This is a genomic window from Streptomyces sp. NPDC058231, from assembly GCF_042882275.1.
GTDB lineage: Bacteria > Actinomycetota > Actinomycetes > Streptomycetales > Streptomycetaceae > Streptomyces.
The window spans coordinates 112,712-124,808 of record NZ_JBHVWN010000013.1 but is presented as its reverse complement, the minus strand read 5'-3'; the positions used below and the strand labels follow the sequence as shown (position 1 = coordinate 124,808).

Annotated in this window: 10 protein-coding genes; 3 read left to right on the top strand and 7 right to left on the bottom strand. The window is 72.0% G+C overall.

Annotation, left to right across the window (positions count from 1 at the left end; genetic code table 11):
- Positions 1 to 99: 99 nt before the first annotated feature.
- Positions 100 to 744 (bottom strand): HNH endonuclease family protein, encoded by a 645-nt coding sequence (locus ACFVXE_RS12585; protein ID WP_389671081.1) that lies wholly within the window; start codon positions 742 to 744, stop codon positions 100 to 102.
- Between the two features lie 532 nt (positions 745 to 1,276).
- Between ACFVXE_RS12585 and ACFVXE_RS12580 the strand changes: the two genes are divergently transcribed.
- Positions 1,277 to 2,011 carry an ABC transporter permease gene (locus tag ACFVXE_RS12580; RefSeq protein ID WP_389671079.1) on the top strand — a complete coding sequence of 245 codons (735 nt, stop codon included), beginning with the start codon at positions 1,277 to 1,279 and terminating at the stop codon, positions 2,009 to 2,011.
- 17 nt (positions 2,012 to 2,028) lie between these two features.
- On the opposite strand, the gene ACFVXE_RS12575 is transcribed toward ACFVXE_RS12580, so the two are convergent.
- Together ACFVXE_RS12575 and ACFVXE_RS12570 are read right to left on the bottom strand one after the other, a co-directional pair.
- Entirely contained in the window at positions 2,029 to 2,691 is a 663-nt protein-coding gene (locus ACFVXE_RS12575) for an HAD-IA family hydrolase (protein ID WP_389671078.1), read from the bottom strand.
- Positions 2,692 to 2,849: 158 nt separating this feature from the next.
- Positions 2,850 to 3,902 carry a peptidoglycan-binding protein gene (locus tag ACFVXE_RS12570; protein ID WP_389671077.1) on the bottom strand — a complete coding sequence of 351 codons (1,053 nt, stop codon included), beginning with the start codon at positions 3,900 to 3,902 and terminating at the stop codon, positions 2,850 to 2,852.
- Between the two features lie 119 nt (positions 3,903 to 4,021).
- Here ACFVXE_RS12570 and ACFVXE_RS12565 point away from each other — a divergent pair, with 119 nt between their 5' ends.
- Positions 4,022 to 6,070 (top strand): DHA2 family efflux MFS transporter permease subunit, encoded by a 2,049-nt coding sequence (locus tag ACFVXE_RS12565; RefSeq protein WP_389671075.1) that lies wholly within the window; start codon positions 4,022 to 4,024, stop codon positions 6,068 to 6,070.
- Positions 6,071 to 6,091: 21 nt separating this feature from the next.
- On the opposite strand, the gene ACFVXE_RS12560 is transcribed toward ACFVXE_RS12565, so the two are convergent.
- Both ACFVXE_RS12560 and ACFVXE_RS12555 read right to left on the bottom strand, forming a co-directional pair.
- A complete protein-coding gene (locus tag ACFVXE_RS12560; RefSeq protein ID WP_389671074.1) occupies positions 6,092 to 6,568 on the bottom strand; it encodes a GNAT family N-acetyltransferase in 477 nt (158 codons plus the stop codon).
- A 172-nt stretch (positions 6,569 to 6,740) separates the two neighbouring features.
- Entirely contained in the window at positions 6,741 to 7,925 is a 1,185-nt protein-coding gene (locus ACFVXE_RS12555; RefSeq protein WP_389671072.1) for a DUF2330 domain-containing protein, read from the bottom strand.
- A gap of 286 nt (positions 7,926 to 8,211) precedes the next feature.
- On the opposite strand from ACFVXE_RS12555, the gene ACFVXE_RS12550 reads away from it, so the two are divergent.
- Positions 8,212 to 10,227, top strand: a complete 2,016-nt coding sequence (locus ACFVXE_RS12550; protein ID WP_389671125.1) for a bifunctional glycosyltransferase 87/phosphatase PAP2 family protein — start codon at positions 8,212 to 8,214, stop codon at positions 10,225 to 10,227.
- A 146-nt stretch (positions 10,228 to 10,373) separates the two neighbouring features.
- Here ACFVXE_RS12550 and ACFVXE_RS12545 read toward each other — a convergent pair whose 3' ends face one another.
- Both ACFVXE_RS12545 and ACFVXE_RS12540 read right to left on the bottom strand, forming a co-directional pair.
- On the bottom strand, positions 10,374 to 11,327 hold the full coding sequence (locus ACFVXE_RS12545; RefSeq protein ID WP_389671071.1) for an AEC family transporter: 954 nt from the start codon (positions 11,325 to 11,327) through the stop codon (positions 10,374 to 10,376).
- 252 nt (positions 11,328 to 11,579) lie between these two features.
- Entirely contained in the window at positions 11,580 to 12,020 is a 441-nt protein-coding gene (locus tag ACFVXE_RS12540; protein WP_389671070.1) for a transglycosylase SLT domain-containing protein, read from the bottom strand.
- Positions 12,021 to 12,097: the final 77 nt, after the last annotated feature.

Below are 12,097 nucleotides of genomic sequence, written 5' to 3'. Positions count from 1 at the left end.
GTTCCGTACGGACGGCTCGTCACGTGCCCGGGCGGGCCCGTCAGGAGCGAGCGGCTCCTTACCGTACGGAACGACGGGGGAGGGAGGGCCGGTTCCGGGTCAGCAGCCGTTCAGGACCGACTGGAGCGCGCTCTTCTCCGCCGAGTCGACGGTCAGGTTGTAGTAGTGCTTCACATGTACCCAGGCGCGCGCGTAGGTGCAGCGGTACGCGGTGCGCGACGGCAGCCACTCCGACGGGTCCTTGTCGCCCTTGGACTGGTTGACATTGTCCGTGACCGCGATGAGCTGCGGGCGTGTCAGGTCGTTGGCGTAGGCCTGGCGTTGTGCGGTCGTCCAGCTGCTGGCGCCGGAGCGCCAGGCCTCGGCGAGCGGCACCATGTGGTCGATGTCCAGGTCGGAGGCGGCGGTCCAGGTGGCGCCGTCGTACTCGGAGTACCAACTGCCGCTGACGGCCGCGCAGCTGGAGTCCTGAGACACGCCCGTGCCGTCGCGCTTGAGGACGACCTCGCGGGTGTCGCAGGCGCCCGACTGGGTGATCCAGTGCGGGAACTTGTCCCGGCTGTAGCCGGTCGACGAGCCTTCCGCCGCGACGGTCAGCTGGCCCAGGTAGGTGCGGGCGGTGGAGGCGGCGATCGGCGTGGGCATCGCCGCCTGGGCGCTGGGAGCGGTGAGCAGCCCCGTGGTTGCCGCGAGCGCGGCGGATGCGACGAGGACACCTATGCGACGCGCGTAGAACCCTGACATGCGAACTCCCTTGACGTGGGGGGGCTTGGGCGGGCGGCTTGTGGAGCCCGGCCATCGTGACGGCGCCAGGTTTCTGCGGGGTGGGCGCCAGGTAACAGGGTGGCGACATGGGCACGTCACATCAAGGGGTGTGACGTGCAGGGCTGGGGTGCGGGGGGTCTACGTGGCCAAGTGCGCTGGCTTGTACGCATGTTGGGGGATTGTGGAGCGGACGCGGCGTATGCGCGGATACGGGGTCACCGCTCCGGAGGATCGTGGATCGGGGAGGCCGGGCCGGGTGTTCCGGCGGGTGCGACGGTGCGAGCCGGCGCGACGACGGGCCGCCGATGTGGGTGTGCACACGATTCGCGACCGGTGCGGGGCCCGGCCGGCAATTGGGGGGCGGCGTCACGGGGTCCGGCACGCACACCCGCGGCGTTGTCGTCACTCACCATGGCTCCGCCATGACCCGGTCCTCCGCCTTGCGGCTGCACGCACCGGACCCCGCTCCTCCTCCCACCCTCCAATTGCCCGCCGGGCTTATGGTTGCCGCGTGCTGCTTCCGGTCAACGTCACGCTCGGCGTCGTCCTTGCCGTGCTGCTCGCGGCGGCCGCCACCGTCGCCGCGTGCGCCTCGCTCGGCCGCTCGCGCGAGATCGCCCTGGCCGGGCTGCGCGCCGCGGTCCAACTCGCCGCGGTCTCCGCGCTCATCGGCTGGGTGGTCCGCTCGCTGCCGGCACTGCTCGGCTTCGTGGCGCTCATGTACGCCGTCGCGGCATGGACCGCGGGGCGCCGGATCACCAGGAACCGCACCTGGTGGTGGGCGGCCCTGCCGATCGCGGCGGGAGTGGTGCCCGTCGTCGCCGTCCTGCTGCTCACCGGACTGGTGCCGGTCCGGGGCATCGCGCTGATCCCGGTGACGGGCATCCTCATCGGAGGAGCGCTCACCGCCACCGTGCTCGGCGGACGGCGCGCGCTGGACGAACTGACCACGCGGCGTGGGGAGGTGGAGGCGGGGATGGCGCTCGGGCTGCTCGACCGCGACGCCCGGATGGAGATCGCCCGGCCCGCCGCGTCGGACGCGCTGCTGCCAGGGCTGGACCAGACGCGGACGGTGGGGCTCGTCACGCTGCCCGGCGCGTTCGTGGGCATGCTGCTGGGCGGCGCCTCACCGGTTCAGGCGGGGGCCGTGCAGTTGTTCGTCCTGGTGGCGCTGATGGCCGTGCAGGCGGTGGCCGTCGCGACGGTGCTCGAACTGGTGGCGCGCGGGCGACTGCGCCGGGACTGACTCCCGGCGGCCGGGGCTCAGCGGGCGCTGATGTGCAGACGGATCGAGCCGTCGGCCGACGCCTCCACCCGGACCTGCGTCAGGTCCTCGACATGCGCGTCCGGTCCCAGCGCCGCGGCGCGCGGGCCGACGCCCACGACGCGCATCCCGGCCGCCCGGCCGGCCGCGATGCCCGCCTCCGAGTCCTCGAAGACCACGCAGTCCTCGGGGGCGAATCCCAGTTCGGCCGCTCCCTTGAGGAAGCCCTCGGGATCGGGCTTGCTGGCTCCGACACACTCCGCGGTGACGCGCACCTCGGGCATCCGCAGGTTCGACGCCGTCATCCGGGCCCGGGCGAGCGCCTCGTCGGCCGAGGTCACCAGGGCGTGCGGGAGCGCGGCGATCGCGTCCATGAACGCGGGGGCGCCGACGATCGGGACCACGCCGTCGGTGTCGGCGGTCTCCTCGGCCAGCAGGACCCGGTTCTCCGCGTAGTTCTGCTCCATCGGGCGGTCGGGCAGGAGTACCGCCATGGTGGCGTATCCCTGCCGCCCGTGGACCACCTTGAGCGCGGCATCGGGGTCCAGCCCCTGCCGCAGTGCCCATCGCCGCCAGCAGCGCTCGACCACGGCGTCGGAGTTGACGAGGGTCCCGTCCATGTCGAGGAGGAGGGCGCTTGCGTTGAGGACGGTGGCCGGCATCGGCGGGTCTCCAGAGCGGGGGAAAGAGAACAAGTAGCCCCGCCCGCCGGTCAGGGAGTGCGGGCGAGGGCTACTTTGTTCCCTCACGATACAAAAACCTGCCCGGGAAAGCGAATCCTCGTTCGGGCAGGGGTGCGGAAGAGTGTCCGCCGGCCCCCTCAGAAGCGGCCGCGGCCCGTTGTCTCCGCTTCCAGGGCGCGCCGGGTGTTCGGGCCGTAGACGCCCGGCTGGTCCCCCTTGACGTGCTTCGCCGACTGGTAGCCGCGCACGGCGCGCTCGACCCGGTCCGTGTAGTCGCCGTCGTCGGGCCCCAGGTAGAGCCAGACCTCCTGGAGCCGCCGTTGCAGCTCGGCCACCGCGGGGCCGTGATCGCCGCGTTGCAGCGAGCTGCCGTGCGCGTCCCCGAGCGACGGGGATCGGGTCGGCTGTGCGGCGGGATCCGTGGCCGACGGGGTCGCCGGGCGGGAGGTGGGTGCGGACGCCGAGGCGGAGGGTTCCGCGCTCGTCGGCTCGGAGGCGGAGACGGAGACGGAGGCCGATGCGGAGGCGAACGGCGACGCGGAGGCCGGTGAGGGGGTGGGCGATGATGCGGAGGCGGATCCCGCTGTGTCCGGTCGGAGTGACGCGTCCGGTGCGGCCGACGCCGCCGTGCTCGGGAGGGCCCGGTCGGACTCGGGCCGGCCTGGCCCGTCCCCGTCGAAGAGGCCGCCGGCGAACGCCGCGGTGCCCACCACGGCGACCACGGCCGCGCCGATCGCGAGCGCCGAGAACGGGCGTCGGCGGCGGGGCTGCACCGGGTCCGGCGGATCCACCGTGGCGACGGTGTCCGTGCCGGGCCGCTCCGTCCCACCGCTCCCCCGTAGCGCCGCAGGCTCCGGGCCTTCCGGGCCTTCCGGGCCTTCCGGGCCTTCCGGAGCCTCCGGCGGCGCGGGCGGTGGATCCGTCGTCGCCGCCCGGTCGAGGAGGAGCGGCATCGTCATGGCCGCTTCCTCCGGCATGGTGCCGGACACCGTCCCGTCGTCCCCGAAGGTCACGTACGGCCGGATCCGCAGCGGATCGAAGTCCTCGGCGGCCGCGGTCTCCGCCCGTGACGCGGCGCGGCGTGCCGCTCGCTCCGCGCACCCGCAGCCGGGCTCGGTGCCGGGTCTTCCGTCCGGCCCCTCGGCCGCTCTTTCGTCCGTACCGCATTCCGGGCAGACATTGCCGGTCATTGTGGGTCCCCTCCCCTTGAACTGCCTGCGATTATGCAGCCCGCCAGGGTGACGCCCCAACAGGCCATAACGGTCTGAAACGTCCAGGATGGGGATGTAGCGGATCCGAGGAGATGTTCATGGCCCAACAGCTGAGTCCCCCGGCCCTGGCCCCCGGCGAAGGCCGCTCCACGCGGACGGTCCTCGTCGCCATCGGCGCCCTGCTCCTCGGCATGCTGCTCGCCGCTCTCGACCAGACCATCGTCTCCACCGCACTGCCGACGATCGTCAGCGATCTCGGAGGCCTGGAGCATCTGTCCTGGGTGGTCACGGCCTATCTGCTCGCGTCGACCGCCGCGACCCCGCTCTGGGGCAAACTCGGCGACCAGTACGGGCGCAAGAAGCTCTTCCAGATCGCCATCGTCATCTTCCTGATCGGCTCCGCGCTCTGCGGCGTCGCCCAGAACATGCCGGAACTGATCGCCTTCCGTGCCCTGCAGGGTCTCGGTGGCGGCGGGCTGATCGTGCTCTCGATGGCGATCGTCGGCGACCTCGTCGCGCCGCGCGAACGCGGCAAGTACCAGGGCCTGTTCGGTGCGGTCTTCGGCATGACCAGCGTCCTGGGGCCGCTGCTCGGGGGCCTCTTCACCGAGCACCTCAGCTGGCGCTGGGTCTTCTACATCAACCTGCCGATCGGCGTCGTGGCGTTGCTGGTCATCGCCGCCGTGCTGCACATCCCGGTCCGCCGGACCAGGCACACCATCGACTACCTGGGCACCTTCCTCATCGCGTCCGTCGCCACCTGCCTCGTCCTCGTCGCCTCGCTGGGTGGCACCACCTGGGCCTGGGGCTCGGCACAGATCATCGGCCTAGCCGTTCTCAGCGCGCTGCTGCTGATCGCCTTCGTGTACGTGGAGCGGCGCGCGGCCGAGCCCGTACTGCCGCTGAAACTGTTCCGGATCCGAACGTTCAGCCTCGTCGCCGTCATCAGCTTCGTCATCGGCTTCGCGATGTTCGGCGCGATGGTCTACCTGCCGACGTTCCTGCAGGTCGTCCACCACATCACGCCGACCATGTCCGGGGTGCACATGCTGCCGATGGTCGTCGGCCTGCTCCTCACATCGACCGTGTCCGGCCAGATCGTCAGCCGCACCGGCCGCTGGAAGGTCTTCCCGATCCTCGGCACCGGTGTCACCGCGATCGGCCTGCTCTTCCTGCACCGGCTCACGGAGTACAGCAGCACCTGGGAGATGAGCGCCTACTTCTTCGTCTTCGGTGCCGGGCTCGGTCTGGTGATGCAGGTCCTCGTGCTGGTCGTGCAGAACGCCGTCACGTACCAGGACCTCGGCGTCGCCACCTCCGGGGCGACGTTCTTCCGGTCCATCGGCGCCTCGTTCGGTGTCGCCATCTTCGGCACGATCTTCACCAGCCGGCTCACCGACAAGCTCGGCGCCGCCCTCTCCGGCTTCCCCCTGCCACCCGGGGTCGACGCCGGACGGCTGGCCGCCGACCCGCGCACCATCGGCCAACTGCCCCCCGCGCTGCGGTCCTCGGTGCTCCACGCGTTCTCGACCTCGATCACCGATGTCTTCCTGTACGCGGCGCCCGTGGTCCTGGTCGCCTTCGTCTTCGCGTGGTTCCTCAAGGAGGACAAGCTGCGCGGTTCGGTGACCGCCCCCGACAGCACCGAGACCCTGGCGTCGAACCCGGTCGAGCGTTCCTCGTACGACGAATGCGCGCGGGCGCTCTCGGTGCTCGGGACCCGCGAGGGGCGCCGCGACGTCTACGTGAACATCACCCGGCGCGCGGGGTACGACCTGCTGCCCGCCGCGAGTTGGATGCTGCTGCGCATCAAACGGCACGGCACCGTCGAACCCGGCCTGCTCGCCGACACCGTGCCCGTACCGCTGCGTGTGATCACCGAGGCGGCGAGACAGCTGGAGGAGCGCGGCCTGGCCCGGCGCATCGGCGTGCAGATGGTGCTCACCGACACCGGTTCGGAGGTCGTCGTGAAGCTCGCGGAGGCCCGGGAGGAATCACTGTCCGAGCTGCTGGGCGACTGGTGGGGGCCGGAGCGGCCGACCGATCTGGTGGGGCTCGTATCGGAACTGACCGCGGAGATGAGCGGATCGCGCAAGGAGCAGCCGCGCAGCCCGGAGCCGAAGCGGGACCACGCGGCCGGATCCTGACGTCCGGGCCGTCGCCCGCGGCTACAGCTCCTTGGCGAACCAGTGCTCCGCGTACTGCCGGTGGTGGAACGCCGGCACCTCCTGGTAGCCGTGCTTGGCGTACAGCCCCCGCGCCTCCACCAGGTCGTTGCGCGTGTCGAGCCGGATCCGCCGTACGCCGAACGTCCGTGCCGCGTTCTCGACGGCCGCCAGCAGCAGTCCGCCGCCGCCCGTGCCGCGGAACTCCGGGCGCACGAACACCCGGGTGAGTTCCGCGGTGTCGGCGTCCACCAGCAGCAGACCCGCACAGGCCGCCGGCTTCCCCCCGAATCTGCCGACGACGAACGCGCCGGTCGGTGCGGTGAGCCGGTCGGCCCCGTCGCCGTCGAGCCCCTCGTCGATCTCCTCGGCGGTCGCGGGTCGCGCCCAGTAACGGCTGGCGACCTCGTCGTAATAGTCGCGACGCAGCGTCTCCGCATCGGGGGAGTCGAAGCGTTCCGGGGTCACGGTCCAGGTCATGGCGTCATTGTGACTTGCGCATGACCATAGGCCCAGCGGTTTTCGGGCGGACGGGGGTCCCGGGGAGGCGCGGTGCGGATCGCCGTACCGCGTTTCACCCTGCGTTCAGTTGTTCGGTCTACCTGGCCGCCGGAGCCGGCCCGTACGCCGTGACGCGCGAGCCGGACGTCACTCAGAGCGGTGGCGGGACCGTCACCGGCGGCGGGGGCGGCACCGGGCGCCGCCGCACCCGGACGGCCGTCAGCGCCGCCACGGCCACCACCACCAGGGCGCCGCCCGTAAGAGCCAGGATCCAGGCCGGGACCCCGCCGACGGTCAGCAGCTCGTTCTCGTACAGCACGGTCCGGTACGGGGTGTCCGCGGCGGTCGCCCGCAGTTCGTGGTCGCCGTCGATCAGTTCCGGGCGCGGGAACGACTGCTCGATCGCGGTGACGAAGACCCGCTTGCCGCCCGCCAGCTTCCGGATCGCCTCCGTCGACGCCGGACCTGCCGCGGTGGTCGGCGAAGCGGCCGCGCCGAGCCTTCCGGCGTACGTCACGCGTGGCGGCTCCCCGCCGATCGCGCCGGCCGGTTCCATCCGGTGGGCGGCCAGCACGTACAGGCCGAGCGACTGCGGTGTGGAGGCGAGCTTCGACAGCCGCATCGGGTAGACCAGCCGGTCGTTGGCGAAGCTCAGCCGCAGCGGTTCGAGTTCGCCCAGCAGCCGCGCGTCCTTGTCCCGGGGTGCGAGGCGGACCGCCACGTACTCCCACTTCCGGTCGACGTACGGCTGCAGCGCGGTCGCCAGCCGGTCGGGCAGCTCGAAGCCGTTGCGCCGCAGCCAGCTCTGCAGTGCCCCGGGGTCGGTCGCCGTCAGCCGCGCCACGTCGAACGGGCCGAGCCGCTCGCGGCCGACGACCCCCACCTTCGGCGCACCGGCCGCGGGCGGCGGGGCGCCCACGCCGTCCCCCCGGTCCGAGAACGGCCAGTCCCCGGAGCGTGGCCAGAAGTAGTGCCGGGTGGACCGGACCGGCCCGGTGAGGGCGTCAAGCTCCGAGAAGAGCGCCTGATCACCGAGCCCGACCGAGGCGCGATGCGGTACGGGCATGATCCAGGCCGCCTCGGGGGCGTCCCCGCGCACCGTCAGCCGCATGACGATCTGCTCGGTACGGCCGTCCCAGCCGACCACGGACGTCTCCCGGTCCACCGCGAGGTGGGTGTCCCTGCCGGGGACCATCGCCCCGCAGCCGCAGGCGTACGCCGGACCGATCAGCGATCCCAGCTGCAGCGGGACGAGGATCAGCAGCAGCGTCAGGGCGCGGACACCCCACGAACCACCCTTGTCCCGAGGACCTGTCCTTCTCCACGCGCACCGCATGACCTGTCTTCCTCCCCCGTGGCGATGGTGACTGCCCGTCCGCCGGTCGGGGAGACAGACGTCTCGCCGAGGGATCCGGTTCCGGTCGCGAGATCCCCGTCCCGGCCGGAGCTCCGGGCGCTCTCGGAGGGGGCAGGGTGACAGCCGGGCGAAGAGAAGGTTGATTGGGTCTATCTCGTAACGCAATGCGAGGGTTTCACAACACGTCCCGGGTCGAGGGGCGGCGGATGAGCAGTGGGAGGGTCGGCGCAGCGTGGCGGACGCGGAGCACAGTGTGCGCGGAGACATGGCGACGGGGGCGAGGACCGGGGCTGCCCGGGCGGCGCTCTGGCTGGTCGTCGCCCTGCTGGCGGGGCGGCAGATGGCGGTGGTGCTGCGACAGCCACCCGGTGAACGGCTCACCGACCTGGAGACCTGGATCGGTGCGAACGGTGTGCTTCATGTGACGGGATCGCTGTACGACAGCGACCGGTTCACCGGCACCCCCTTCGCCGGGCTGGTGCTGAAACCACTGACCCGATCGGCCGAACAGAGCCTCGGTGTCGCCTGGACCTTCGGCTCCCTGCTGCTGGTCGCCGCCCTCGGCATCGTCGCGGCCCGCTCCCTGCCGGGCCCGGTCTCCCGTCGCACCGCCCTGCTCGCCGCACCCGTCGCGATCAGCCTGCTGATGCTGTCCCTGCCGGTCCGCAACGCCCTCCACCTCGGGCAGACCAGCATTCTGCCGGTCCTCCTGGTACTGCTCGCCTGCTTCGTCACCCGCGGTGAACGGGCATCCGGCGTGCTGATCGGGATCGCCGCCGCTCTCCAGCCGACCGTGCTGCTCTTCGCCGTCCTGCTGCGGCTGACCGGCCGCCGCCGGGCCGCTGTGACGGGCGGCGCCGCGTTCGCCGCCTGCACGGCCCTGGCCTGGGCCGCGATGCCGCGCGACTCGTGGACGTACTGGGTGCATCATGTCGCGGGCGCCGGGCTCGGTGACGGCGCGGACAGCCTCGCCAACCAGTCCCTGCACGGTGCGCTGCTCCGCTTCGGGCTGACCGGCCCGCTGGAGATCGCACTCTTTCTGCTGCTCGCCGCCACCGTCTGCTACCTGGGGCTGCGCCGCGCCGTGCGCTACGCGCAGAACGGCCAGCTGCTGCTCGCCGTCGCCGTGACCGGCTGCGTCGCCGTCGCGGTGTCGCCGACCGCCTGGCAGCACCAGCTGCTCTGGGTGCTCCTCGCCGTGGTCGGCCGGGCGGGCCGGCGGGCCTGCGACCGGCTGGTGTGGCCGGCCGTCGTGGTGCTCGTGATCACGCTGCCCGGGAAAGTGCTTCTGCCGAACACCCCGGTCGCCTTCCCGGTGCGGGACAACGTGCTGCTCCTCGCGGCGATCGGCGCGGCGTGCGCCGCACCGTTCCTGCCGCGCACCTCGCCGTACTGGCAGCGTCCGGTCCCCACGGAGTACGCCTCCCCGGTCCCGGCCCGCTGGAGCCGTGTGCCGCTGCTGCCGTTCTGGCGGCGCGTGCTCGGCCGTCCGAACCTGCTGCTCGAACTCCTGCTGATCAGGGTCGTCTACTCCGCGTACGCGAAGGTCAGGCTCGCGGCCACGGCCGGCCGCGCCACCGCCGAGGAGCACGGCCGCCAGATCCACTCGCTCGAACAGTGGCTGCACATCGGCATCGAGCGCCGGGTCAACCACACGGTCGCCGACATCGGCTGGCTCAAGGGCTTCTTCGACTACTACTACTCGACGTTCCACTTCATCGTGCCGCTGACGATCCTCGGTGTGCTGTACGTGCGCCGCCCGGCCGACTACCGTTGGGCCCGCTCCACCCTCGGCTTCGCCACCCTGGTCGCCCTGCTCGGCTTCTGGCTCTACCCGCTCGCCCCGCCGCGGCTGATGCCGGGCCTGGGCTTCATCGACACCGTCCACGGTGCCCAGGACTTCGCGAAGCCGGACTACGGGTCGCTGACCTCGATGACCAACCAGTACGCGGCGATGCCCTCGCTGCACTTCGGCTGGTCGCTCTGGTGCGGCGTGATGATCGTGATGCTGGCCCCGAGGACGTGGATGAAGGCGCTGGGGCTGCTGCACCCGCTGTTCACGGTCTCCGCGATCGTCGCCACGGCCAACCACTGGGTGCTCGACGCGGTGGGCGGGGCACTCGTCGTCGGGACCGGCCTCCTGCTGACGCACGCCCTGGCGGGCCCGCGGCGGCTGCGGCCGGTGGCCGGTCCGCAGGAGGGCGCGTCGGTCACGGAACCGGCGTCGCTCACGGAACCGGTGCCGAAGGCGAGCGGCGAGGCAGTGGCCGGCGCGCGCTGACCGGCGTCCGCGCCGCGCACGGCGACCGGGAACACTCCGGGGCCGAAGGGGTGCCGGGACGAATCGCATCGTCCCGGCACCCCTTCGGCATGGATCGCCGCTCCCTCAGCATCTGCCCGTCCGTGCGGTCCCGCCACTCGAACGGCTCAGGGGCCGGACGGCCCGAGCGCCCAGGCCGTCAACGACAGCGTGGCCATGGACACGACCGTGGAGGCCACCACGGAGTTACGGGCCAGGCTCGTGTCCAGGCTGTACTGACGGGCATAGATGAAGGCGTTCTGGGCCGTCGGCAGCGCGGAGCAGAGGACGACCGCCAGCAGCTGATGGTCCGGCAGGTGCAGCAGCGGGCCGCCGACCAGAAGCGCGACCAGGGGCTGGACCAGCGTCTTCAGGAACACCGTCAGGCCGACCTCCGCCCGTCCTGCGGCGACCGACGTCGCGTCCGGATCCGGGCGGCTGTGCAAAGACAGTCCGAGAGTGATCAGAGCGGTCGGCACCGCGGCCGCGCCGAGCACGTCGCAGGAGTACTCCACGGCGTGCGGCAGCCGCACACCGAGCGCGGAGACGGCGACGCCGAGCATCGAGGCCATGATGATCGGGTTGCGGACGGGCATGGTCACCATCCGCCGGAACATGACGCCCTTCCCGGAGCCCGTGCCGGTACCCGTGTCCAGCAGCGTCAGGATCACGGGGGAGACCAGCAGCACCTGGAACAGGATGATCTGGGCCGCGAACGACGCGTCCCCGAGCACCTGGACCGCCACCGGGATGCCGAGGTTGGCGGAGTTGACGTAGCCGGACGCCATGCTGCTGATTGCCTGGTCGGCGGTCTTGCGGTCGAAGAAGCGACGGGCGAGGGCGAAACCGAGACCGCAGACGAGCGCGGTGCCCGCCCCGAACGCCACCATCGAGGAGTTGGCGAACGTGCTCAGCTCCGCGCCGGAGACCATCGTGAAAAGGGCCGCGGGCATGGCCACATGGAAGACGAACCGGCCGAGCACGGCTTCCGCCTGCTCCCCGAGGAGACCGCTGCGGCCGACCACGTATCCGATGGCGGTGAGCATCCAGATCGGGGCGAAGGCGGAGAGCAGGGCGTGCATGGACGCCATGATCCTCGTACGGCCGCGCGCTGCCCGCGCCGGGGTGCGGGCAGCTGACCGAGGCCACCGCGGCGGCGCGTGAACCGGTGGGCGGGGAGGAGGAGTTCGCCCCGTTCGTGCGTGCGACGGCCGGCGCCCCCGGTGGCCGGGGTGCGCCGGACCGCCGGTCCGGGGCCAGGCGGGGCTCCGGACAAGAGGAGGACCCCGACCGGATTCCGGTCGGGGTCCTCACAGCAGCCTCTGGTGGGCGGCTCAGTACCAGTGGTGGGTCTGCCAGAACGACCAGGCGGCGCACGGGCTGCCGTAACGGGAGTTCATGTAGTCCAGGCCCCACTTGATCTGGGTCTTGGGGTTGGTCTTCCAGTCGGCGCCGGCCGAGGCCATCTTCGAGCCGGGCAGTGCCTGGACCAGACCGTAGGCGCCCGAGGAGGCGTTGGTGGCGTGCGGGTTCCAACCGCTCTCGTGCGACACGATGTTGCTGAAGCACTGGAACTGCGCCTCGCTGCCGGCCATCGCTCGCGCCGTGCCCTGTACGCCGGTCGCCACGGACGTCGGCGCGGTGGCCGGAGCGGCCATGGCCGGGGTGACACCGAGGGCCAGGCCGGTGGCGCCGAGGAGCGTGGCGGCTCCTGCGACGGTGGCCTTGCGGCGGGCGGTGCGGGGCTGGGCAAGGATGTTGCGGACGAACGACACAGGCAGACCTAACGTCGGGGACGAGGGAGTCGCGGACCGGGCCCAATGACGCGGGGGCCGGTGCTCGTTGACCGCGA